Source organism: Shinella sp. GW835-FHT14H05 (assembly GCF_058793575.1).
In genome coordinates, this window is record NZ_JBXAFY010000014.1 from 32,574 (window position 1) to 56,307 (window position 23,734).

The 23,734-nt window shown below is 59.8% G+C and carries 18 protein-coding genes and 2 pseudogenes; 16 read left to right on the forward strand and 4 right to left on the reverse strand.

Annotated elements, in window-relative coordinates:
- The first annotated feature begins 17 nt into the window (after window positions 1–17).
- Window positions 18–1,235: a plasmid replication protein RepC gene (repC, locus tag AC1Q6Z_RS28300; protein WP_306041369.1), complete on the forward strand. Its 1,218-nt coding sequence runs from the start codon at window positions 18–20 to the stop codon at window positions 1,233–1,235.
- Between the two features lie 408 nt (window positions 1,236–1,643).
- On the opposite strand, the pseudogene AC1Q6Z_RS28305 reads toward repC, so the two are convergent.
- A pseudogene (locus AC1Q6Z_RS28305) lies at window positions 1,644–2,616 on the reverse strand (recombinase family protein).
- Window positions 2,617–2,808: 192 nt separating this feature from the next.
- Between AC1Q6Z_RS28305 and AC1Q6Z_RS28310 the strand changes: the two are divergent.
- Together AC1Q6Z_RS28310 and AC1Q6Z_RS28315 are read left to right on the forward strand one after the other, a co-directional pair.
- On the forward strand, window positions 2,809–3,552 hold the full coding sequence (locus AC1Q6Z_RS28310) for a mobilome CxxCx(11)CxxC protein (RefSeq protein WP_306041366.1): 744 nt from the start codon (window positions 2,809–2,811) through the stop codon (window positions 3,550–3,552).
- Between the two features lie 8 nt (window positions 3,553–3,560).
- Window positions 3,561–3,749, forward strand: coding sequence for a hypothetical protein (locus AC1Q6Z_RS28315; RefSeq protein ID WP_306041365.1), 189 nt, complete (start codon window positions 3,561–3,563; stop codon window positions 3,747–3,749).
- A gap of 148 nt (window positions 3,750–3,897) precedes the next feature.
- Here AC1Q6Z_RS28315 and AC1Q6Z_RS28320 read toward each other — a convergent pair whose 3' ends face one another.
- Complete coding sequence (locus AC1Q6Z_RS28320; RefSeq protein WP_306041363.1) at window positions 3,898–5,058, reverse strand: tyrosine-type recombinase/integrase; 1,161 nt, start codon at window positions 5,056–5,058, stop codon at window positions 3,898–3,900.
- A gap of 125 nt (window positions 5,059–5,183) precedes the next feature.
- Between AC1Q6Z_RS28320 and AC1Q6Z_RS28325 the strand changes: the two are divergent.
- The 10 genes and pseudogenes from AC1Q6Z_RS28325 (at window position 5,184) to AC1Q6Z_RS28370 (ending at window position 14,697) form a co-directional block, all read left to right on the forward strand.
- A pseudogene (locus AC1Q6Z_RS28325) lies at window positions 5,184–5,878 on the forward strand (DUF1403 family protein).
- Window positions 5,787–6,095 carry a DUF1403 family protein gene (locus tag AC1Q6Z_RS28330; RefSeq protein ID WP_370360473.1) on the forward strand — a complete coding sequence of 103 codons (309 nt, stop codon included), beginning with the start codon at window positions 5,787–5,789 and terminating at the stop codon, window positions 6,093–6,095. The pseudogene AC1Q6Z_RS28325 and the gene AC1Q6Z_RS28330 overlap by 92 nt, the downstream one beginning before the upstream one ends.
- 453 nt (window positions 6,096–6,548) lie before the next feature.
- A complete protein-coding gene (locus tag AC1Q6Z_RS28335) occupies window positions 6,549–7,145 on the forward strand; it encodes a transglutaminase-like cysteine peptidase (RefSeq protein WP_306041361.1) in 597 nt (198 codons plus the stop codon).
- A gap of 267 nt (window positions 7,146–7,412) precedes the next feature.
- The gene (locus AC1Q6Z_RS28340) at window positions 7,413–7,736 is read left to right on the forward strand and encodes a hypothetical protein (protein WP_242225007.1); all 324 of its coding nucleotides are present in this window, start codon (window positions 7,413–7,415) and stop codon (window positions 7,734–7,736) included.
- A 262-nt stretch (window positions 7,737–7,998) separates the two neighbouring features.
- Window positions 7,999–9,156: a ubiquinol oxidase subunit II gene (gene cyoA / locus AC1Q6Z_RS28345; protein WP_306041572.1), complete on the forward strand. Its 1,158-nt coding sequence runs from the start codon at window positions 7,999–8,001 to the stop codon at window positions 9,154–9,156.
- Window positions 9,157–9,185: 29 nt separating this feature from the next.
- On the forward strand, window positions 9,186–11,192 hold the full coding sequence (gene cyoB / locus AC1Q6Z_RS28350) for a cytochrome o ubiquinol oxidase subunit I (protein ID WP_242225009.1): 2,007 nt from the start codon (window positions 9,186–9,188) through the stop codon (window positions 11,190–11,192).
- Window positions 11,193–11,196: 4 nt separating this feature from the next.
- Window positions 11,197–11,817, forward strand: a complete 621-nt coding sequence (cyoC, locus tag AC1Q6Z_RS28355; protein WP_023515137.1) for a cytochrome o ubiquinol oxidase subunit III — start codon at window positions 11,197–11,199, stop codon at window positions 11,815–11,817.
- Window positions 11,814–12,221 (forward strand): cytochrome o ubiquinol oxidase subunit IV, encoded by a 408-nt coding sequence (gene cyoD, locus AC1Q6Z_RS28360; protein ID WP_023515138.1) that lies wholly within the window; start codon window positions 11,814–11,816, stop codon window positions 12,219–12,221. Before cyoC ends, cyoD begins: the two co-directional genes overlap by 4 nt.
- A gap of 56 nt (window positions 12,222–12,277) precedes the next feature.
- Window positions 12,278–12,865, forward strand: coding sequence for a cation diffusion facilitator family transporter (locus AC1Q6Z_RS28365; RefSeq protein WP_370360527.1), 588 nt, complete (start codon window positions 12,278–12,280; stop codon window positions 12,863–12,865).
- Window positions 12,866–13,026: 161 nt separating this feature from the next.
- Window positions 13,027–14,697, forward strand: a complete 1,671-nt coding sequence (locus AC1Q6Z_RS28370; protein ID WP_306041355.1) for a phosphoethanolamine transferase — start codon at window positions 13,027–13,029, stop codon at window positions 14,695–14,697.
- A gap of 128 nt (window positions 14,698–14,825) precedes the next feature.
- Here AC1Q6Z_RS28370 and dinB read toward each other — a convergent pair whose 3' ends face one another.
- Both dinB and AC1Q6Z_RS28380 read right to left on the reverse strand, forming a co-directional pair.
- Window positions 14,826–15,947 (reverse strand): DNA polymerase IV, encoded by a 1,122-nt coding sequence (gene dinB, locus AC1Q6Z_RS28375; RefSeq protein ID WP_306041354.1) that lies wholly within the window; start codon window positions 15,945–15,947, stop codon window positions 14,826–14,828.
- Between the two features lie 39 nt (window positions 15,948–15,986).
- Complete coding sequence (locus tag AC1Q6Z_RS28380; RefSeq protein ID WP_306041353.1) at window positions 15,987–18,056, reverse strand: ATP-dependent helicase; 2,070 nt, start codon at window positions 18,054–18,056, stop codon at window positions 15,987–15,989.
- A 205-nt stretch (window positions 18,057–18,261) separates the two neighbouring features.
- On the opposite strand from AC1Q6Z_RS28380, the gene AC1Q6Z_RS28385 reads away from it, so the two are divergent.
- Genes AC1Q6Z_RS28385 through AC1Q6Z_RS28395 form a run of 3 tightly spaced genes read left to right on the forward strand, consistent with a single transcriptional unit; the run spans window position 18,262 to window position 23,709 of the window.
- The gene (locus AC1Q6Z_RS28385; RefSeq protein ID WP_306041351.1) at window positions 18,262–19,020 is read left to right on the forward strand and encodes an ImuA family protein; all 759 of its coding nucleotides are present in this window, start codon (window positions 18,262–18,264) and stop codon (window positions 19,018–19,020) included.
- Window positions 18,938–20,452, forward strand: coding sequence for a Y-family DNA polymerase (locus AC1Q6Z_RS28390; protein ID WP_306041349.1), 1,515 nt, complete (start codon window positions 18,938–18,940; stop codon window positions 20,450–20,452). The genes AC1Q6Z_RS28385 and AC1Q6Z_RS28390 overlap by 83 nt, the downstream gene beginning before the upstream one ends.
- Window positions 20,452–23,709: an error-prone DNA polymerase gene (locus tag AC1Q6Z_RS28395; protein ID WP_306041347.1), complete on the forward strand. Its 3,258-nt coding sequence runs from the start codon at window positions 20,452–20,454 to the stop codon at window positions 23,707–23,709. The genes AC1Q6Z_RS28390 and AC1Q6Z_RS28395 overlap by 1 nt, the downstream gene beginning before the upstream one ends.
- Window positions 23,710–23,734: the final 25 nt, after the last annotated feature.

Consider the following 23,734-nt stretch of genomic DNA (forward strand, 5'->3'; position numbering starts at 1 on the left):
TTTGAAAGGTGAAAGACATGCAGATCGGAAATGTAACCGCGCCCTTTGGGCCGCGGCGGATGTCGATTGCGCTCGTGAATCGGCAGGTTCAAGCGGCTGATATCAAAGCAGGCAAGTCCATCGACAAGTGGAAAGTGTTCCGCGACGTGAGCGAGGCACGCGGACTACTCGGCCTTCAGGATCGCGCGATCACCGTTCTGGACGCGCTTTTGAGCTTTTACCCCAAAAGCGAGCTTTCGGAGGAGCACGGCCTAGTGGTCTTTCCCTCTAACGAGCAGCTCTCCCATCGAGCCCACGGCATTGCCGGCACGACGTTGCGCCGTCATCTGGCAGTTCTTGTCGATGCAGGGATCATCTTTCGGCGCGATAGTCCGAACGGTAAGCGGTACGCTCACCGCGCGAGGGGCGGGGAGATCGAGCAAGCGTATGGCTTCAGCCTCGCGCCACTCCTGGCTCGTGTCGAGGAATTCGCGATTCTTGCCCAGCAGGTCGTAGAGGAACGCCGGTTGCTCAAGCGGGCGAAGGAAGCCCTTACGATTTGCCGCCGGGATGTTCGCAAGCTGATTACGGCCGCGGTAGAGGAGGGCGCGGACGGCGATTGGGAAACGATCGATGCTATGTTCGTCGCGCTTGTCGGACGGATTCCGCGCTCGCCCAGCCGTACTGAAGTCGAGGCGATCCTCGACGAAATGGGCCTGTTGCGCGACGAAGTGCTCAACATCCTGAATATGCAGCAAAAAGCAGAAAAAATGGATAGCAATGCTGTCCAAATCAGATGCCACATACAGAATTCAAATCCCGAATCCCTTAGTGAACTTGAACCTCGCTCTCGAAAAGAGCAGGGGGCGCCGCTGGAGAAAGAACCGAAACGGATTGCCAAGCCGATGGGACCGCTACCATTGAATATGATCCTGCGAGCTTGCCCGGAAATCGCTGCCTACGTGCCGCAGGGAGGGGCGATTTCGGGCTGGCGGGATTTGATGAGCGCCGCCATCGTCGTGAGAACAATGCTTGGCATCAGCCCATCGGCCTATCAGGACGCGTGCGACACGATGGGGGCGGAAAACGCCGCGACAGCGGTTGCCTGCATCCTCGAAAGGGAAGGGCACATCAATTCGCCCGGTGGCTATCTGCGCGATCTCACGCGACGGACCGAGCGCGGGGAATTCTCGCTTGGGCCGATGATCATGGCCTTGATGCGAAGCAGTGCCGGCGGCGAGCTACGGTCCGCATAGCCAGCAGGAAGGTGCGTTTGCGGCAGAGTTGGATTCCTGCCTCTCCCTTAGACCGGAGGTGCGAAAACCGCATCGATCGAAGAGAGGAGAGGGTGAATTCGTGGCGCTTTGACGCGTCTGCCAGCGGGACGCGGCGATTGACGTGCGCAACCTGCAACGCTGTCATGCAGGTTTTCGGCCTTCTCCGTGAAGCCGGCCGGGGGCATATTGTCTGCATGAAGTTCGTACCTCCTCCCACGAACTTCATCTCGCGAGTGATCTTCTCCTCCTCCCTAGATCGCTCGCACCGGATCGGCGACACTCCTCCTCCCAGTTGCCGATCACAGTTTGGAAAGCCTGCCGCATCTCCTCCTGCGGCAGGCTTTTCTGTTTTCACCAGGTCATGCCGGCATTCCGCTCGCCCTGGAACTACTGGTTCTGCGGCGGCTCGATCAACCCATGTTTCCGCGCCCTATCCAACAAGTTCTTGACGGAAGAGGGTGACCACTTTGTTCCGCCGCGTGGTGTGCGCTCGCGGAGGCGTTCGAGTTGGATCGCAATCTCCCGCAAAGTCTGGTCGCGGTTCGACGAATAGATGCCCGCCACCAACGTCATGAGTCGGTCTTCCGGCGGTCGCGCCGGAGATTTCCGCAGCAGCTCGGCTTCAGCAAGGTGCTCGGCGACGAGCCATTTCACGGCACGGCGGAGGCGCTCAGGTGTCCAATCGATCCCACGCTGCTGCAGGACACGGGCGATTTCGTCCCAAGTGTGGTCCGGACGCATGCGCCGCACTGTCGGAAGCCATCGATTGACGGAGATCTGGAGGCGCTCGCCGTAGGCGGTTTTCTGCGCCGCCGTCATTTTCGCGAGCATCTCCGGCCGGCGTTCGCGGATACCAGGATTGCCCGGTAACTTTCCTCTCGACTTGGCCGCTCGAATACCGGCCTTGGTCCGCTCGGAGATCAGGGCACGTTCGACCTGTGCCACGGCGCCAAGCACCTGCAGGGAGAACATCCCTTAGGGCGTCGACGTGTCGATGGGGTCGCGCAGCGAACGGAAATGCGCGCCTCGGGCGTTCAGATCTTCGATCACGTCGAGCAGATGGCTGACCGAACGCGCCAGGCGATCGAGACGAACGACGACGAGCGTGTCGCCCGCGTCGAGTTCGCGGAGCAGCTTCGCCAGCGCCGGCCGAGCACGCGATGCGCCTGAACCGTGTTCTTGGACGATCGCCTCGCACCCGGCCGAACGAAGCTCGATTTCCTGCGCTTCCGTCGCCTGTTCATCGGTGGAGACGCGCGCGTAGCCTATAAGGCGCCCGTGTGGGCGAGCAGGAGAGCGATTTCGACTGTCAGCGGGCATTTGGTGGACCTGTACGAGCTGACCAAAGGAGATTTTCCAAATGCAGAGGATAAGGATAACTGTTCGTTTGCAAACGCCTCCAGGCGCTGATTTCCTGCCATTTCCCGTCGTAGCACCTAGAGGTGCGTAGTACGCTCTCGCCAGCCCAGATCGGGACAGGCTGGGCCGACATCGAACATCAGGGCGAGCCTCGAGGATTCTAGGTGAGGCAGCGTGCCGTTGTAGCGAGGGAATGACGACATTCCGCTACTCTCGCGGCGTCATTCGCCGAGAATATTCGCGTGTCATTCCAGTCAAATCCGATCACGCTGCTGTGGTTGTTGATTTGCGAGAACTCATCGGTAAATTGTTGCTCGCTGGAAGAATCCACACTTGTATTGGGAGAATGGTCATAGAAGACGAAGAAGTAAGGGATTTTCGTGCAAAGGCATGGGATAATGCAATCCACGCAGAGGGTACTCGTGAGGTGTTTTCTCGGAGGTTCAACAGTTTATATCGGCTGACCCGCATCAGAGATTGGCTAGCATTCGCTGTGCCGATCTTACTTGCGTTTACCGCTACCGCTGAGTGGCTCGAAGCTGAACCCGCCGCAAAAAAGCTGATGTTTGGAATTTTGGGCGCTGCAGCTGCCGCACAACTCCTCTTGGCTCTTTGGTCATTGATCTCTCGCTGGGATGATAACTTGGCATACTGCAGCCGAGCCATGCGCGACAGCTACAATCTCAAAGAGGCGTGGAAGAAAATCGGGCGAAATGATGTATTAGACATTCGGCAAGAATACAGAATGCGTCAAAGCCAGCAGGAGAACATAGATTCCCATGATGTCCAGCAAAACATTTCCCCAAAAGAAAAGCAAATCGGCCTTAGGGCTGGCTTGATCGAAGTTCAACGAAAGTGCATTTGTGGGAACGAGCCAAAATCAAGAAATGTGCCGTTTTGGCCTCGTAGTAAATGCATACACTGCGGTGGAAACTAGGAGTAGAAATGAACGAAGAACTTAGAAAAATCCTGCACGGATATAATCAGCTGTCATTGGCTGACAGGAAAAAATTTCTTGAACGCATCAAAGACCAAACCTTCGAAGGCGGGTCGCTCAACGAACACGTTCAAAAAAGCGAACAGATCACGATGGGGCCGCTTGGCGGCGGATGCCCATGTTGCGGTCGAGGGTAAACGCTCAATAAGATTGAGCCAATCATAATATGCCGTTGTTTGTAGCAACTACTTTTCGCCGCGCCCGCCCACGGGCGCGTCTATCCGTGCCAGCGCTGAAGCCGCGGACCTCCTAAAAGACCTGAAGTCTTGGTAGAGGACGGGAGCGCTACAGCCCAGCGGCTCTGGTGATGTTGACACGAAACCGGTCTCTACGCCGCTGATAACGGCGAGTCATTTCTGCTGAGGCGTGGCCGAGCTGTTTTTGCACATGGCGCTCGTCGACTTCGGCCGAGGAGGCGAGGCCGGCGCGCAGCGAATGGCCGGCAAATTTGTCGCCCCGCTCGGCCTCGGAGAGGTCGCCGCGCACGCCGGCGGCGAGCGCCGTCTTCTTGACGAGGCGGGCCACCTCCTGGTCGTTCAGGCGGCCCGGCCCGACATCCTTGCCTTTCCCGGTCACGCGCCGGAAGAGGGGGCCTTTGGCAAGCTTGGCAAAGTTGATCCAGGTTTCGAGCGCGACGACAGGGCAGGTAGCATCCGAGGAACCGCGGCTGATCTCGACCTCCCGCCAGCCGGTCTTGCCACGCAGGGTGAGTAGCGCACCCTTGTCGAAGATCTCGATCCAACCGCGCCCATCGTCTGTCTGGTCGCGGCCAAGGTCAAGGCCGGTGATCTCCGAGCGGCGAAGGCCGCCAGCAAAGCCGATGAGCAGCATCGCCCGGTCGCGCAGGCCGCGCAGCGAGCCTCGATCGAGCGTCTCCAGCATGGCGATCAGATCCTCGGGCAGGATCGCTTCCTTCTGACGGGGCGGGGCGGCGTGTTTGTTACGAATGCCGGCCATGACAGTGGCGATTGCCCGGTCCTTGCGATCGAGTTTTTGCGTGCCGCGCTGGGCATAATTCCAGCCGATGGCGGCAAGGCGCCGCTCGATGGTCGAAACGCTGTTCGGCTTGCCGCCGCGCGTCGCCGTGCCAACGGCACTGCCTGAGGCGGTGCCACTGGCACAGGCGGTGATGTAGAGACCGACGACCTGCGGATCCGGGGGCAGGGGCGACAGGTTCTGGCGCCGGCACCAGGCGGAGAAATGCTTCCAATCCGCCGCATAGGCCCGCCGTGTATTGGCTGAACTGGCCGCCTCGACGTAGCCGCGGGCGCGCTCCGTGAGATCCTGCAGCTGGGCGGGCAGACCGGCAGTTGCCATGGGAAGAGGGGAAGGGAGGTCGGCCGAAGCCCCGGCCGCGGAAACATCAGTGGAATCCGCTGTGCTGTGCAGCGGCGCTGAGTGCTCCAGAGGGCCATTTTCGCTAGTCTCGTCGATGATTTGGGTCATCTCCTATTTAAAGAACAAAACGAACGATAAGGCAACGTTATCCATCATTATGCAGGAAAGACAGGTCGTGCGGTTAGTGCGCATAATTCTGGCATAAACTGCACACTTGGCATAGGGTGGCGGTCATGGATTCGCCCGTTATTCCACCCGTCGCCTTCGCGGCGCTCCCTGCCACCTTGCCCGGCTGGACCCTGCCGCGCGGCCGCGAGCCGGACGAACTTGCCGCCGCTTTCTCCGCCGGCATCGCCTTGAAATCGCTGGATGATCTCATTCGCTCCGAACCCGTCTGGGCCGGCTGCTGGCGCGCGCGCCAGGCCCTCAAATGTGCTGCCGTCGCGGTCCGGCTGATGGGCCGTAGCGAGGACGAGCCCGCCTTGCGCGACGCCGTTTGTTGACGACCGCCGGCGACGATCCCGGCCCGGCCGGAAAGGTGTTTTTGGCCACCAAAAGGCTTTCCACCCGAAAACCCGCCTTTTCCTCGAAAGCGGTGGCCGAGCTTGCCGATCTATTGGGGCTTGCCTGGGACGATCGGCTCACCACGGTGGTCGACCATGCCGACGATGCGCTGCAATCGGGCCGCCCGGCGCCTCTTGCCGCGGCGGACTCGGTCACGGCCCTACATGCCGTGCGGCCGGATGCCGAACCGCTCGGCTGGATGCTGGCCGATCTGCTGATCGCGGCGCAGCTGAAATGGGATTGTGCCATGCCGCTGCTGATGGCCGAGCGCTATGGGCCGGCCTTCAAGACGCTTGGGGGCAGAGGCCGCGTTCGCCCCGGGGGAAGCTGCCTTTGCCCGGGCCGTCTGCCTTGCCCTCGTTGAAGGGATAGGATCGGCCCTGCGCACCGCCGGCGAGATTGCTCGGCGGGCCGGGACGCTGCGCACCGCGGCGTCAAAGGTTCGCACGAGGGGCGCCGGCGCCGTCATCCAAGCGCTTCTCGATCAGGACGCCGTCGCCGCCTCGGCGCCTGGCAGCAATCTCTCGCGCTGGGCGGCGACCCCGGCTGTTCAACCGGCTGGGCCGCGGACCACGTCCTAGCGCAAACTAGGCGACCACCTTGCGACGGACCTATCGCGTTTCAATGTGGCACATGGCCGATGAGGTATTGAAAATTCGGGGTCCATCGTTGGCTGTGGAGCCTCACGTTCACAGCGACCATCAAATCTGCCGAGCGTGAGGTATCCACCTATGCGCTGACGGGTTGCCTTCCTTTGGAGCAAGGGCTCTGTCTTCTGGGAAATAGCGATGTTGTCCGATTTGGAAAAAGCTTTTTAAATTCAGTTATATAAATGTCAGCTGGCTTCGTCTAGCACATCGAGAATTTTCCTAAAATTTGAATCAAAAGTAATTCAAATACTGATTAAATTTGATTGATGTTTTATTTTCATTTAGTGCATGTTCTACCTTGATTTAAACTAAATTATTCTTCTAATTTTTGCGCAAGATCAAAGTATCAATGTCATTGTCCCATTATTGAACGAGGACAGAACAATGACAAAAGCAATCAAGGTCAGTGCACTCGCATTTCTTTTCTCCATGGTCGCCGCACAGGCCATGGCCCTTCCCGCGGCGATGGAACTCGCTGGCAAGACTAGCCAGCCGATCGGCCACTATACATTCTGCAAGAAATATACCGAAGAATGCCAGCCCAACGGCGAGGACAAGGGCCCGATGGCTCTAACACAGGAAAACTGGAAGACTATCGTCAACGTGAACTATAACGCGAACGTGGATTATCTGCCACTGACGGACATGGAAATCTACGGCGTTGAAGAACTCTGGACCTACCCGCAAAGTGCCGCCGACTGCGAGGATTACGTTCTGATTAAGCGTAAGAAGCTTATCGAGGCCGGGATCTCGCCTTCCAACTTGCTGATCACCGTCGTCGTTCAGCCGAGCGGACAGGGCCACGCGGTGCTGACCCTTCGTACCGATCGCGGCGATTTCGTGCTCGACAATATGCGCAACAAGATCCTGCTCTGGTCGGACACCGAGTACCGATATCTGAAGCGTCAGTCCTCAGCCGATGCCGGCAAGTGGATCAAACTGCAGGACGGTCGTGCCGACGCCGTCGGTAGCGTCAAGTAGCGCCGCCGACTTCCCGAACTCACCGCTTTGAGGACGTGTCCGGACCCACTGTTACGATTGTCTATGGCGCTGACAACACCCGCTCTCGATCGTGTTCATCCCGCGTGAGAATCGAACGGTCAATCGCGATCCAAGGTAGAGCAATGGTTTCCGGATCCCGGCAACATGTTTCGGACAAATTGGCGCACGCGAGATATCCTGCTTTTTTTGAGTTGGCTTCTTTGATAAATCCTCGCCTTGTTTTATCACTATGAGCAGACATGCAACATGATGTCGGTCGGCCGGAAGATCGTGATTTTTCTGTTGATGATCTCTTTCCAGGTCGTCTCAGGCAATGCTTTTGCGAAGCCGCATATCGATGGTTCCTCTCTTCAGATCGTGGTTGCGCTGAACGCCAACGAAACCAGGCTCTTTCCCGAGAGTAAGGTTTTGGCCGTTTCCGATGCCGACCAACATGTTCGGAACTGGCAGCCGTCTGCTTATGTCGACTTGAACGAGCATAAGGCATGCGAGAAGCTTGCCTTCATCCTCCCCGCGCAACCGCGGTTCGAGAACCAGTACTATCTGATCCCACACCCTCCAAAGTCGTAAAAAAAGCGAATAACCCGGCAGCCCGTCAAGCCTTGCGCTTGTAGCCGGCTTCGCCGCATTGCGCCCATTGTTCCGGAATCTGTCATCCGGCAGCTCCGTGCCTCGGGTGTACCATTGCGGACAGACGCCACCGGGGCAACCGGGAACCTCTTTCATTCAAAGACCCGAGGTTAATTCCAGGGAGTCAGAAGTGCTTCTCTCCAAGAAGTTCGTTCGCCTTGCCGTTGTCGTCCCGCTGTTGCTCCTGCTGGGCGGTTGCAAAATGGTCGTCATGTCGCCTTCAGGCGATATCGCAAGGCAACAAGCGGATCTTATCGTTGTCTCGACGCTATTGATGCTGCTCATCATCGTACCGGTGATGTTTCTCACCCTCTTTTTCGCTTGGCACTATCGCCAGTCTAACAAAAGGGCGAAATACGACCCCAAATGGCACCATTCGACTGCTCTCGAGGTAGTGATCTGGTCGGCGCCATTGGCCATCATCATCGTGCTTGGTGCGATCACCTGGATCAGCACTCACAAACTCGATCCCTATCGTCCGCTCGACCGGATCGATGCGCAACGGCTGGTCACGGAAGATACAAAGACCATGACCGTGGAAGTCGTGGCGCTCGACTGGAAGTGGCTGTTCTTCTACCCGGAATATGGCATCGCTACAGTCAACGAACTCGCAGCGCCGGTGGACGTTCCGATCAGCTTCAAGATTACGTCATCATCGGTCATGAACGCTTTTTATGTTCCGGCGCTCTCGGGCATGATCTATGCTATGCCGGGCATGCAGACACGTCTCCATGCGGTCATGAACGTTCCTGGTGACTACGAGGGGCTTTCGGCCAATTACAGCGGCGGCGGCTTTTCGCAGATGCGCTTCAAGTTCCGCGGCTTGACCCAGGCTGACTTCGACACCTGGGTGACGCAAGTGAAGCGGGTAGGCACCACGCTTAATCGCGACAGCTATATGAAGCTGGAAAAGCCGAGCATCAAGGAGCCAGTGCGTTACTACGCCAGCGTCGACAGCGGACTCTACGATTCGATCCTGAATCTCTGCGCCACCCCCGGCACGATGTGCATGAACCAGATGATGCATATCGACAAGATGGGCGGTGGCGGTCTCGAAAGCGAGAAGAACAGGGAGAGGCTCGACTACGATACGCGCCGCGCGCCGCTCAGAGGTCTCGATGTATTCTATCCGCCTTTGACACCCGAGGCCGACGGAATTCAGGACGATGCCGTAACAGGATCAGCCTCCGAAGCAAGTGCGGTCACTGACGACCGAAGCGCCATGACCGCGTCGGAAGCGAGCCAGGCAGCAGTTGGCCATGTCATGCCAAACGGCACGGTCATGGACGGTAGTGTCCCGGCAAAAAACAGCACGCAAGGTGTCTCATTCGCGCGAACCAATGACATCTCCAATCCATGACCATCGGTTGACAGATACTGGAAACACGAATGCCTACGAACATCAGCATAATGGAATTCATTTTCGGCAGGTTGTCATGGGAGTCCCTTGCCTTCCTGCACGAGCCCATCCTCATGGTTACCTTCATCGTCGTCGCCATCGGCGGCGCCGCGATCCTCGGTACCGTCACCTACTTCAAGCTCTGGGGCTACCTTTGGAGGGAGTGGTTCACCAGCGTGGATCACAAGAAGATCGGGATCATGTACGTGGTCCTCGCGCTCGTGATGCTGCTACGGGGATTTGCCGATGCGATCATGATGCGCATCCAGCAGGCGATTGCCTTCAGCGGCAACGAGGGTTATCTGACGCCGAGCCACTACGACCAGATATTTACGGCGCATGGCGTCATCATGATCTTCTTCGTGGCCATGCCGCTGATCACTGGCCTGATGAATTATGTCGTGCCGCTGCAGATCGGCGCCCGCGATGTCGCCTTCCCCTTCCTCAACAACTTCTCTTTCTGGATGACTGTGGGCGGAGCCATCATCGTGATGATGTCGCTCTTCGTTGGGGAATTCGCCCGTACGGGCTGGCTCGCCTATCCGCCGCTCTCCGGCGCGGACTACAGTCCCGGCGTCGGCGTCGATTATTATATTTGGGGGCTACAGGTGGCCGGTGTCGGGACGACCTTGTCTGGCATCAACCTCATCGCGACCATCGTGAAGATGCGCGCGCCGGGCATGTCCTTCATGAAGATGCCGGTTTTCACATGGACCTCGCTTTGCTCCAACATCCTGATCGCCGCGACGTTCCCTATCCTTACGGCGACGCTCGCCCTTCTTTCGCTCGACCGTTACGTGGGAACAAATTTCTTCACGAATGATCTTGGCGGCAATTCGATGATGTATATCAATCTCATCTGGATCTGGGGCCATCCGGAGGTCTACATCCTCGTTCTGCCGGCCTTCGGCGTTTTCTCGGAAGTCGTATCGACTTTCTCCGGCAAGCGCCTGTTCGGATACACCTCGATGGTCTACGCGACCGTCGTCATCACCATCCTGTCCTATCTCGTGTGGGCACACCACTTCTTCACGATGGGTTCCGGCGCCTCTGTCAATGCCTTCTTCGGCATTGCCACGATGATCATCTCGATCCCGACCGGTGCGAAGATGTTCAACTGGCTGTTCACGATGTATCGAGGCCGCATCCGCTACGAGCTGCCCATGTACTGGACGATCGGCTTCATGGTCACATTCGTGATTGGAGGTATGACAGGTGTGCTTCTTGCCGTTCCTCCCGCGGATTTCGTGCTCCACAATTCGCTGTTCCTGGTTGCCCATTTCCACAATGTGATTATCGGTGGTGTATTGTTCGGTCTGCTCGCGGGCATTGTCTATTGGTGGCCTAAGGCGTTCGGCTACAGGCTCGATCCCTTCTGGGGCAAGCTGAGCTTCTGGTTCTGGCAGATCGGTTTCTTCTTTGCCTTCATGCCGCTCTACGTGCTTGGCCTGATGGGCGTCACTCGCCGCGTCAGCCAGTTCGACGATCCGTCGCTACAGATCTGGTTCATCATTGCAGCTTTTGGCGCTTTCCTGATTATGCTCGGCATCGTGGCGTTCCTGGTCCAACTCTTCGTCAGCTATGTGAAACGTGATCAACTGAAGGACGAGACAGGCGATCCATGGGATGGCCGCACGCTCGAATGGTCCACCTCATCCCCTCCACCTGAGTATAACTTCGCCTTCACTCCAATCGTTCATGACCTCGATGCATGGTCGGATATGAAAGAGCGAGGTCATGAACGCCCGGTCGATGGTTTCCAGGCCATCCATATGCCGAAAAACACAGGTACTGGCGTTGTTCTCAGCGGGCTTAGCGTCGTTCTGGCTTTCGCTCTGATCTGGTACATCTGGTGGCTGGCGGCGCTGTCCTTCGTGGCGCTCATGAGCGTCGCGATTGCCCATACCTTCAATTACAAGCGGGACTACCACATCCCAGTCGAGACGGTCGTCGAGACGGAGGCCGCCCGCACCGACCTGCTTGCAGGAAGGGCATGAGACCATGAACCAAACTCACGACACTTCGTCGGTAAAGCCGGAATTCTACCAGAAACAGGAACGTCATCCGGAAAATGCCACCAGCCTGGGCTTCTGGATTTATCTGATGGGCGACTGCCTGATCTTTGCCGTCCTATTCGCCACCTATGGCGTGATCGGGCGCAATTATGCGGCAGGCCCGTCGCCGGCCGACCTGTTCGACCTGACGCTCGTCTCCATCAATACGGCATTCCTGCTTCTGTCGTCGATCACCTTCGGTTTCGCCATGCTGCAGATGGAGCGTGGCGCCAGATCGGAGACGCTTTTCTGGCTGGCCGTTACTGGTCTCTTCGGCCTCGCCTTTATCGGGCTGGAACTCTACGAGTTTATCAAGCTGATCGGGGAGGGGGCCACGCCGCAGCGCAGCGGCTTCCTGTCGGCCTTCTTCGTCCTCGTTGGAACACACGGCCTTCACGTCACCATTGGCATTGTCTGGCTTGTGACGCTGATGGTGCAAATCGCCAGGTATGGACTGAGCTCGGAAAACTGCCGGCGGCTCTCTTGCCTCTCCATGTTCTGGCATTTCCTCGACGTAGTCTGGGTGGGCGTGTTTTCCGTCGTCTACCTGATGGGAGTTTTGATATGAGTTCGAATCCACACGCCCACGCGCACGGCAACCATGATCATGACCATCAACACGGTGGGCTCGGCCATGGCGGGACGCATGGGTCCTTTCGTGGCTACGTAACGGGCTTCCTACTTGCTGCGATACTGACCGCGATTCCGTTTTGGCTGGTGATGGGTAATGTCCTTGAAAACAAGACCGCGACGGGCGTCTTGATCATACTCTTCGCTGCGGTGCAGATCGTGGTCCACATGATCTACTTCTTGCATATGAACTCCCGCGCGGAAGGCGGATGGACGCTGATGGCGCTAATTTTCACCGTCGTCATCATCTTTATCGCGGTTTCCGGCTCATTGTGGATCATGTACCACCTTAACGCGAATATGATGCCGATGACACCAGAAATGATGAAGAATATGCCGTAGCCAGCTCGCCAAGAACCCCGCTTACAGAACGAACAGACAGTCTTGGTTTAAAGTGGATCGCCTGGGAAGCGGTGCAGCGCATCAACCAGCCCGCGGAGATCCTCGCCGGTCCGATGCTCGTTGTCGCGACCATCGGTCTCGTCGTGAACCTTATCGGCGCCTATGCGCTATGGTCCGGCGACAGCGGTGACAGCAACCTGCGTGGCGCGCTCCTTCACGTCGTCGGCGACCTTCTCGGATCGGTCGGCGCCATTGTGGCGGCCATCGGCATCATGCTCACCGGATGGAGTGTTCTTGACCCGCTTCTCTCGGTGCTGGTCGCCGGCCTCGTCATCCGCTCGGCCTGGGGGCTGGTTTCCGATTCCATCCGCGTGCTCCTGCAGGCCACGCCGAAAGGCATCAATGCCGATGAAATCGAAGCGGGCCTGCAGAATCTACCGGGCATCGCCGAGGCGGGCGACTTCCATGCATGGACCTTGACGGACGAAAGCATCGTCGCGACCGTCCACGTCAGCCCTAAGGAGGGGATCGACCCATTGACCCTGCCGTCGGTCGTCGCGTCCTTTCTCAAGGAAGGGCACGGCATCGATCATGTCACGGTCCAGGTGGACCCGCGGGGCGCGCTTCTCGCCCGGCACGCGTGATCGTGCCCTTCAATCAGCCGTCTGATCCAAAGCGATCCTGGTTGAAGGTGCTCGCAGTCGAAAGAGTGTGGGCAAACCTGAAAAAAAAAGTCTCTTGAAGCTCTAGTCGCTAGAGAGAGTAAACGTTGCCAAAAAGCTCGCGGACAAATGGGTATCGAGGCATGAAACACATGGCCGCTGCAACGCTCAGGGCGCAATTGAACCGATTCCGGCCGCAGCTGGGGGATCTTGTTACGAGCATTGTGGTAGCGGTTTACCTGCTGCTGTTCCTTAATGCCACCTTCTGGTCCAAGGCGGGGCTCTACCTGAAAAATGATCCTTCGGCCTATGCGGCGCTTTGGGTCGCCATCTTCGCGCTTTTTGCAATTGGCACAGTAGCTGTTTCAATAAAGTACATCATCAAACCGGTTCTCATACTCTACATTGCCGTGGCGACGGCGGCGGCGTGGTTTACGGATACCTACGGTGTATTTGTGGACACGGATATGGTGCGCAACGCTTTTGAAACGACCAAGGCGGAATCACAAGATCTGCTCACTCCAGGGCTCATTAAGCATTTTGCACTCTATTTCTTCCTGCCGACCGCATTTCTGACCTGGATACGCATCGTCCATCAGCCGTTCGGCCGTAAGATTCGTCAAAACGCGATAACGATCTTCGTCTGCTTTCTAGTTTTCGTGAGTTTGGGCGCGGCATTCTACAAGCCGTACTCAGCAGTTGTTCGTACCAAAAGAGATCTGATAAAAACGCTCAATCCAATCACGCCGCTTGTTAGCACGACAAAGTATATCCTCGGCGCAAGCCAGGAGATCATCATATCGGTGAAGCCGGTGGGTGGGGATGCAAAAATTGATGCGCGAGCAGATGGTTCCACCAAGCCTCGCGTCGCTATCATCGTCGTGGGAGAGACGGCACGCGCCGCGAACTTCTCCCTGGACTCGTACGCGCGTGAGACCAATCCGGAGCTCGCACGGCAAGACGTCATTTACTTTTCGAATGTTTCAAGCTGCGGCACGGCCACTGACGTTTCCTTACCCTGCATGTTCTCCAATCTGAAGCGATCGGGTTACGACCATAAGACCGGATTGGAGAACGAGAACGTCCTCGATGTTCTCGTCCGTGCGGGGGTTGATGTGACCTGGATGGAAAACAATACCGGCAGCAAGGGTGTTGCCGACCGAGTTCGCAACGTGATCATTACAGGATCGTCCGATTCACGGTTCTGCAAGGACGGTGACTGCAAGGACGAGATATTCTTGGAGAAGATCGATGAATGGCTGAACGGGATTACGAAGGACAGCGTCCTGGTGTTGCATCAACTCGGCAATCATGGTCCAGCTTACTACGAGCGTTATCCGGATGCGTTTCGAAAATTCATTCCTGACTGCCGGACGACGGAGCTTTCCCGATGCAAGGACTCGGAGATCGTCAACGCTTATGACAACGCCATTCTCTATACGGATTTCATCCTATCGAAGATCGTAGAACGTCTGAAGGCGCGGACAGTGACGCTATCCACCGGCTTCCTCTACGTTTCGGACCATGGCGAATCGCTCGGCGAGAATAATCTATACCTGCATGGCACGCCCTACTTCATGGCGCCAGACGAACAGACGCGTGTGCCGCTGATCGCATGGTTCGATCGGCAATTCGCCTCATCCATGGGGTTAAATCTCGATTGCCTGAAAAAATCTGCGACGATGCCGTTGTCGCACGATAATCTCTTCTCCAGCTTGCTTGGCATGATGAACGTCACGACCAAAGCCTACGAGCGTGATCTCGACATGTTCGCCGCCTGTCGCGGGGCATTGGCGGCCCTCCCGGGCTCCTGACCTCATTCAGAAACCTAAGAGCATATCGGGGGCGTGGTCGCCCGGCGTCGTGAGGCTTTTCAGCATACACAATCGTTGGCCTAATGTTTACGATATAGCCGCGCGAACGGTGACATTGTTCCGCGCGGCTATATCGTGAACGCGAGCTGGTCGGGATCGGCAGCGGACTCTTCGGCGAACGACGACACGGTGATGCCGAGAAGACGGATACCCTTTTCGGTCGGGAAAAGGCCATCGAGCAGCGCCAGTGCAATCGCTTCCATCTCACCCGCCGCCGCGACCGAGACGGCTGCCGTCCTGCTGCGGGTGATGGTCTGGAAGTCGGCATACTTCACCTTCAGCGTGACCGTTTTCCCGCGAAGGTCCTTTGCCTCACAATGCCGCCAGACCTTTTCGACCAGAGGTGTGATCTCTGCGCGCGCCGCCTGCAGATCGAAGATGTCGGTCATGAAGGTGTCTTCGGCCCCGACGGATTTGCGCGGGCGGTCCGGCTGGACCGGGCGATTATCGATGCCGCGGGCAATGTCGTGATACCAGCGCCCGGATTTTCCGAAATGCTCCTGAAGGAAGGCGAGGGGCTTCGCCTTCAAGTCGGCGCCCGTAAGGATGCCGAGCTTCTCCATCCGCGCCGCGGTCGCCGGCCCGACGCCATGAAACTTCTTGACCGCCAACTCATCGACAAAGCCGGGTCCATGTCTCGGCGTGATGACGGCCTGACCGTTCGGCTTGTTGAGGTCGCTCGCCATCTTGGCGAGGAACTTGCAATAGGAAATGCCGGCCGATGCATTGAGGCCGGTGACCTCCTTGATGCGCGCCCGGATGATCGTTGCGATTTCAGTGGCGATCGTGATGCCCTGCTTGTTTTCCGTCACATCCAAATAGGCTTCGTCCAAGGAGAGCGGTTCGATGAGGTCCGTGTGCTCGGAGAAAATCTCGCGGATTTGCCCGGAGACGGCGCGGTAGACGTCGAAGCGCGGCGGCACGAAAATCAGGTCCGGGCAGCGCCGTTTGGCCGTGACGGAGGGGAGGGCAGATCGAACACCGAAGGCTCGTGCCTCGTAACTGGCGGCAGCGACGACGCCGCGCGCCGCGGAGCCGCCGACGGCAACCGGCTTGCCGCGCAGTTCCGGGTTATCGCGCTGTTCGACAGAGGCGTAAAAGGCATCCATGTCCACATGGATGATGCGCCGGACCCGCTCTTCGCGTTCCGCATCCACTGCCGTCGTCTCGATCGCGTCCTGCTTGTCCATCGCCCCAGATCGCGTGTTCTCGCATCTTTCCGGATTGCATCATTGCCACATCGAGCGCATCCGCGCGCCGACATCGATGCGGACGTTCCGCGTGCTCCGTTCGCCGGCGGCTGCGCTGACCTTGGGCCAGCTCGTCGTCTCGAAGAATTGCAACAGGGTTGCCGGGATGAAACGGCTTTTCGAGGCCGAGACGTAACGATCGCCCTGGGAATTCTGCCCATAGGTATAGAAGCGCTGCGGCGTGATGAGGGCGAGGCTGTCGCGCGCACGCGTCATGCCGACATAGAGGAGCCGGCGCTCCTCCTCCAGTTCGGCCGTTGTCCCCGTGCCGAGGTCGGACGGAATGCAGCCGTCGATGACGTTGAGCATGAACACCGACCGCCACTCCTGGCCTTTGGCCGAATGGATGGTCGAAAGGATCAGATAGTCCTCGTCGAGCAGCGGCACGCCGGCCTGGTCGCTGGTGGCGTCCGGCGGATCGAGGGTCAGCTCCGTCAGGAAGCGTTCCCGGCTCGGATAGCCGCTGGCGATCTGCTCTAGTTGGAGCAGGTCTGCCTTGCGCGTGTCGGCATCCTCATGGATGCGGTCGAGATGCGGCTCGTACCACATCCGCACCGTGCCGATCTCGGCCGGCCAGCCGGCCTCGGCCTTGCGCAAGGCGGAAACGAGCGTGATGAAGGTGGGCCAGTCCTCCCCGCTCTTGGGCGGCGGCGGGATCTCGGCGAGCGACTGAAGCGGCTCCGGATCGGCGGCGATCGTGTCGAGGATCCGGCCGGCCGTCTGCGGCCCGACGCCCGGAAGAAGCTGGAGCACCCGGAAGCCGGCAACGCGATCGCGCGGGTTCTGGGCAAAGCGTAGAACGGCGAGCAGGTCCTTGACGTGGGCGGCATCGAGGAATTTCAAGCCGCCGTACTTCACGAAGGGCACGTTCCGGCGGGTCAGCTCGATTTCCAGCGCGCTGGAATGGTTGGAGCTGCGGAACAGCACGGCCTGCTGCTTCAGGGGAACACCCACCTCGCGGTTGGCCAGCACCTGCTCAACGATATAGGCGGCCTGGTCCGTCTCGTCCTTCACCGTCACAAGCATCGGCCGCTGCTCCGATGCGCGATCGGTCCAGAGGTTTTTCGTGTAGCGCTCGCGTGCCAGGCCGATGACGCCGTTGGCGGCGGCGAGAATCGGCTGCGTCGAACGGTAGTTGCGGTCGAGCGTGATGACGTCGGCCGGCTTCGGCGAGAACTCGTTCGGGAAATCGAGGATATTGCGTATAGTCGCCGCGCGAAACGAATAGATCGATTGCGCGTCGTCGCCGACGACCGTGAGACCACGCCCGCCCGGCTTCAGCGACATCAGGATGGCAGCCTGCAGGCGATTGGTATCCTGGTATTCGTCGACCAACACGTAGTCGAAGCGACCGCCGACGTCGTCCGCCAGGTCCGGGTCGGAGACCATCTGCGCCCAGTAGAGGAGGAGGTCGTCGTAATCCATGACGTTCTGCGTCTGCTTGGCTTCGACATAGCCGGCAAAAAGCTCCTTCAGCTCGCGCTCCCATTCCACAGCCCATGGATAGGAGGCCTTCAGGACCTCGCCGATCGACGTCTCCGAGTTCACCACCCGCGAATAGATCGCGATGCAGGTGCTCTTGGTGGGGAAGCGGTTTTCCGTTTTCGAGAATCCGAGCTGGTGGCGGACAATGTTCATCAGGTCCGCGCTGTCCTCTCGGTCATGGATCGTGAAATCGACACCGAGCCCAATCTGTTCCGCATACATGCGCAAGAGCCGAGCACCGATGCCATGGAAAGTCCCCGCCCAGGCGAGCGCATCGGTCATGATCGCGGCATTGTCGCCGAGCACCTGCCGGCAGATCCTCTGCACGCGGCGCGTCATTTCCGAAGCCGCGCGGCGGGAAAACGTCATCAGCAGGATGCGGCGCGGATCGGCGCCATTAACGATCAGATGCGCGACGCGGTGCGCCAGGGTATTGGTCTTGCCCGATCCAGCGCCGGCGATGATCAGCAGCGGCCCGCCGATTGCGCCATCCGCCAGACCGACGCCATGCTCGACCGCCTCCCGCTGGCGGTCGTTGAGTTTGTCGAGATATACCGTCGTCATGTGTCCCCAGCGCCTGAGAAAATTTTCCTGTCCCTCCGAGCGCCGGATATCCCCTTGATGCAGCTATTGGATTCGTTTCAACGCCTTAGCCGCGAGAGGAGCTCCCGCTCGGAAGCCCGATTGACTCACTTCGTCAATCGGAACAAATAAAGAACGTATCAGCTTAAAGGACGGCTGAAAACCCTGAAGGAGCAACAATTCTGCCGTGGCCAACCCTGCCCTCAATCCCGTGCTTGCCGAGCTTCGCGAGCGCATTGGCCAGCTAGAAGGCGGGGCCGCGCCCGCCCGCTCCGTGCTGCCCTTCGCGGTTCCGGAGATCGATCGGGCCTTGCCGGGCGGAGGGCTGACCATCGGCGCGTTGCATGAGGTTGCCGGCGGGGGAGGCGGCACGGTCGATGGAGCGGCCGCGGCGCTGTTTTCCGCCGGCGTCGCCGCCCGGACGAAGGGCAAGGTCTTGTGGTGCATGACGCGCCCGGACCTCTTCTTCCCGGCGATCTCGCAGGCCGGCCTTCATCCTGACCGGGTCGTGTTCTGCGAAAGCGATCGGGAGGAGGAGGTGCTGTCCTCCATGGAGGAAGGGCTGTCTTTCGGCGGTCTTTCCTGCGTCGTCGGCGAGCTGGTCCGCCTGTCGATGACCGCCTCGCGCCGCTTGCAGTTGGCGGCGGAGAAGACGGGAACCATGGCGATCGTGCTGCGGCGCTGGCGGCGGCAGAACGAGGCGTCGGATTATGGGCAGCCGACGGCCTCGACGACGCGGTGGCGCATCAGCAACCTGCCGTCGGAACGATTGCCGGTGGCCGGCGTCGGGCGGGCGCGCTGGCTGGCGGAACTGATGCGCGTCAAAGCAGGCGAATGCGCCGAATTCGAAATTGGAGCCCCCGATGACAAGGGTCGTATCTGTCTACTTCCCACATCTGGCGACAGAGCGGATCAGACGGCACGCTGGCGAAGCCTTGCCGGCTGACAAGCCGCTCGTCGTGATCGCGCGGCGTGGATCGAAGCGCTGGATCTCGGCTGCCGATCCGGCTGCCATGAAGCTCGGGCTGCGCGTCGGAATGCCGGCCAGCAAAGCGCAGGCCATGGTTGCCGATCTCATGATGGTCGATGCAGCACCGGCCGAAGATGCGGCCGCGCTCGAGCGGCTGGCGCTATGGGCGCTCCGTCAATATAGCCCGGTGGTCGCCGTCGATGGCGCCGACGGCTTGGTCATCGACACCGAGGGCGCCGACCATCTTCACGGTGGCGAGGATCTTCTCATCACGGGCTTGGTCAATCGTCTGCGTGGCCATGGCCTCACAGCAAGGGCGGCGGTCTCCGACACCTGGGGCGCGTCGCACGCCATCGCCCGGCTGATCTCCGCGGAGACGACGGTGGTTCCGGTCGGCAATGTGTCGAAAGCCATGGTCGACCTGCCGATCCTCGCCTTGCGGCTTCCGACCGAGACGGTCCAGAGCTTGCGGGTTCTCGGCGTCGATACGGTTGGCCAACTTTCCGCCATGCCGCGCGCGCCGCTCACCCTGCGCTTCGGCCCGGACCCTGCACGCCGGCTCGACCAGTTGTTCGGGCGCATCGCCGAGCCGATCGAACCGATCCGGACGCCGGAGCTGGTCGAGGTGTCGAAAAATTTCGCGGAACCGATCGGCGCGCCGGAAACCATCGCGAAATATGTCCGGCGCCTGGTCGACGAGCTCTCGGCCAAGCTGGCGGAAAACGGCCTCGGCGCGCGGCGCTGCGACCTCGCCATCCATCGTGTCGACAACACGCGTCAGCACCTTCGCGCCGGTCTCGCCAAGCCGGTCCGCGATCCCACGCGGCTGTCGAAATTGCTCTGTGACCGTATCGAGACCATCGATCCCGGATTCGGCATCGAGAAGCTGGTGCTCGTCGCCGTCTTCGCCGAGCCGTTGGAAGAGCGGCAGGTGGTCTCATCGCTCGTCGAGGAGGAGATTGCCGACATCACGCCGCTGGTCGATATCCTGGGCAATCGTGGTCATCGGCTCTTCAGGGTCGCGCCGGTGGCGTCCGATGTGCCGGAGCGTTCCGTTCGACGGATTTCAGCGACCGCACCCGACATCGGCCAGACCTGGGCCAACAAGTGGCCGCGTCCGTCTCGGCTCCTCGCAAACCCCGAGCGCATCGATGTCATGGCGCTCCTGCCGGACCAGCCGCCGGTCGTGTTCACCTGGCGCGGCAAAAGGCGAAAGGTCGTTCGAGCCGACGGCCCGGAACGCATTTTCGGCGAATGGTGGATGCGGCCGCGCGAGTTCCAGGCGGTAAGGGACTACTTCGTCGTCGAGGATGAGCTTGGCGAGCGCTACTGGGTCTATCGCGCCGGCGACGGCATTGATCCGGAGACCGGCTCGCACCTTTGGTTTGTGCATGGGGTCTTCGGGTGATGCGGTATGCAGAGCTTCAGGTCACGACGCATTTCTCGTTTCTGCGCGGTGCTTCCAGCGCCGACGAGCTGTTCGCCGCCGCGGCCGCGCTGGGTATCGAAGCGCTCGGTGTTGTCGATCGCAACAGCCTCGCCGGCGTTGTGCGCGCCTGGGAGGCCGCCAAGGCGAGCGGCGTACGCCTCGTCGTCGGGTGCCGGCTCGATCTCACCGACGGCATGTCGGTTCTCGTCTATCCCATGGATCGACCGGCCTATTCGCGGCTGACGCGGTTGCTGTCGCTCGGTAAGGCGCGCGGTGGCAAGGGCAATTGCCTGATCGATTTCGCGGATGTCTCCGAGCACGCCGCCGGCATGATCGGCGTGCTGGTCCCGGATGAGGCCGACGAGACCTGCGCGGTGCAACTGCGCAAGATGGCCGATCTCTTCGGTGATCGCGCCTATGTGAGCCTATGCCTGCGCCGCCGGCCGAACGACAAGCTGCGTCTGCACGGCATCGCCACGACGGCGGCCCGTCACAAGGTCAGAACGATCGTCACCAACGATGCGCTGTTCCACGAGCCGGGCCGCCGCCAGCTCCAGGACGTTGTGACCTGCATCCGCACGCGCACCACCATCGACGACGTCGGTTTCGACCGCGAGCGCCACGCCGATAGGCATCTCAAACACCCCGATGAGATGCAGCGGCTCTTTGCCAATTATCCCGAAGCGCTGGCCCGCACCCGCGAAATCGTCGATCGCTGCAAATTCGATCTCAAGGAGCTCCAATACCAATATCCGGAAGAGGCGATCGTGCCCGGTCTCGATCCGCATCAGTCGCTGGTGAAGTTTACGTGGGAAGGCGCAGATGGGCGCTACCCCGAGGGTGTGCCGGAGAAGGTGCGGAAATCCCTGCGCGACGAGCTGGAGCTGATCCGGACGATGAACTACGCGCCCTACTTTCTCACGGTGTTCTCGATCGTCCGTTTTGCCAGGTCGAAAGGCATCCTCTGCCAGGGACGGGGATCGGCCGCGAACTCGGCCGTCTGCTACTGCCTCGGCGTGACCTCCATCGATCCCGACACCAACGACTTGCTCTTCGAGCGTTTCATCAGCCAGGAGCGAGACGAGCCACCCGATATCGATGTCGATTTTGAACACGAACGGCGCGAAGAGGTCATTCAGTGGATCTACGAGACCTATGGCCGGAGCCGCGCGGCCCTATGTGCGACCGTCACCCGTTATCGGGCCAAGGGCGCGTTGCGTGACGTGGGCAAGGCGCTCGGTCTTCCGGAAGACATGATCGGGCAGCTCTCGTCGGGGATATGGAGATGGTCGGATGGCCTTTCCGAAAGCCAGCTGAAGGAGAACAATCTCAACACGGCCGATTACCGGCTGAAGCTGACGCTTGAACTAGCGCAGCAGCTCATGGGCGCCCCGCGCCATCTCGGCCAGCATCCGGGCGGGTTCGTCCTGACCCAGGATCGGCTGGACAATCTCGTGCCGATCGAGCCGGCGCGCATGGACGATCGCCAGGTGATCGAATGGGACAAGGACGACATCGAGGCGCTGAAGTTCATGAAGGTCGATGTGCTCGCCCTGGGCATGTTGACCTGCATGTCGAAGGCGTTCGCGCTGATGGCGGAGCACAAGGGCGACGTGCGCGATCTCGCCTCCATTCCCGCCGAAGATCCGCGGACCTATGCGATGATCCGCAAGGCCGACACGCTGGGCACCTTCCAGATCGAGAGCCGGGCGCAGATGTCGATGCTTCCAAGGCTGAAACCGCGCACCTTCTATGATCTCGTCATCCAGGTGGCCATCGTCCGCCCGGGGCCGATCCAAGGCGACATGGTGCATCCCTATCTCCGTCGGCGCGAGGGCAAGGAGCCGGTCGAGTATCCCACGCCGGAGTTGGAGGCCGTTCTATCGAAAACCCTCGGGATTCCGCTGTTTCAAGAGTCCGCGATGAAGGTTGCAATGGTCTGCGCTGGCTTTACCGGCGGCGAGGCCGATCAACTCCGAAAGTCCATGGCGACGTTCAAGTTCTCCGGTGGCGTCTCGAAGTTCAAGGACAAGCTCGTCGCCGGCATGGTCAAGAACGGCTATTCGGCGGACTTCGCCGAGCGGACCTTCAGCCAGCTCGAGGGATTTGGGAGCTATGGCTTTCCCGAGAGCCACGCCGCCAGCTTTGCCTTGATCGCCTATGCGTCGAGCTGGGTGAAATGCCACCATCCCGATGCCTTTTGTGCCGCGCTCCTCAATTCGCAGCCGATGGGATTCTACGCGCCGGCCCAGATCGTGTCCGATGCGCAGGCACATGGCATCGAAGTCCGGCCCGTCTGTGTCAATGCCTCGCGATGGGATTGCACGCTCGAGGATGAAGGTGACGGACACAAGGCTGTTCGCTTGGGTATGCGTATGGTGAAGGGGCTTTCGACGGCCGACGCTGCCCGGATCGTGACGGCGCGTGCCGATGAGCTGTTCACCTCCGTCGATGACGTCTGGCGCCGCTCCGGCGTTCCGACGGCCGCGTTGGTGAAGCTGGCGGAAGCGGATGCGTTTCTGCCCTCGCTTTGCCTTCAGCGCCGGGACGCGCTCTGGGCGATCAAGGCGTTGCGCGATGAGCCGCTCGCCCTCTGGACCGCAGCCGCCGAGCGCGAAGCCCGCCAGGTCGGCGAAGCCCAGGAGCCTGACGTGCAATTGCCCTCGATGCGGGCGGGGCATGAAGTTGTCGAGGACTATTCCCATATCGGATTGACCCTCCGTCAGCACCCGGTCTCCTTTCTCCGCGAGGATCTTCGCCGGAAAAGGATGGTGACCTGCGCCGAAGCTATCGCCGCTCGGGATGGCCAATGGCTGATGAGCGGTGGACTCGTCCTTGTGCGCCAGCGTCCCGGCTCGGCCAAAGGGGTCATGTTCATGACGCTTGAGGATGAGACTGGCATCATCAACGTGGTTGTCTGGCCAAACGTGTTCGAGCGCCAGCGACGGCTCGTTCTCTCAAGCTCGATGTTGGCGATCAACGGGAAGATTCAGCGCGAAGGTGACGTGGTGCACCTGGTTGCGCAACGGATCTTCGATCTTTCGGAGGACCTTGGCCGGTTGGGTGAGCGCGACGACCAGTTTCCCTTGCGCCACGGACGAGGCGACGAATTCGCCTATGGCAATGGCGCGCCAGATTCGCGTGGGCGGCCAAAGGAGGCAGTGCCGGCACGTGAGATATACGTGCCGGACTTGCTGATCGATCGGTTGAAGGTCACAAGTCGAAATTTCCATTGATCGCCCACACCCAGATGTGGTCGAT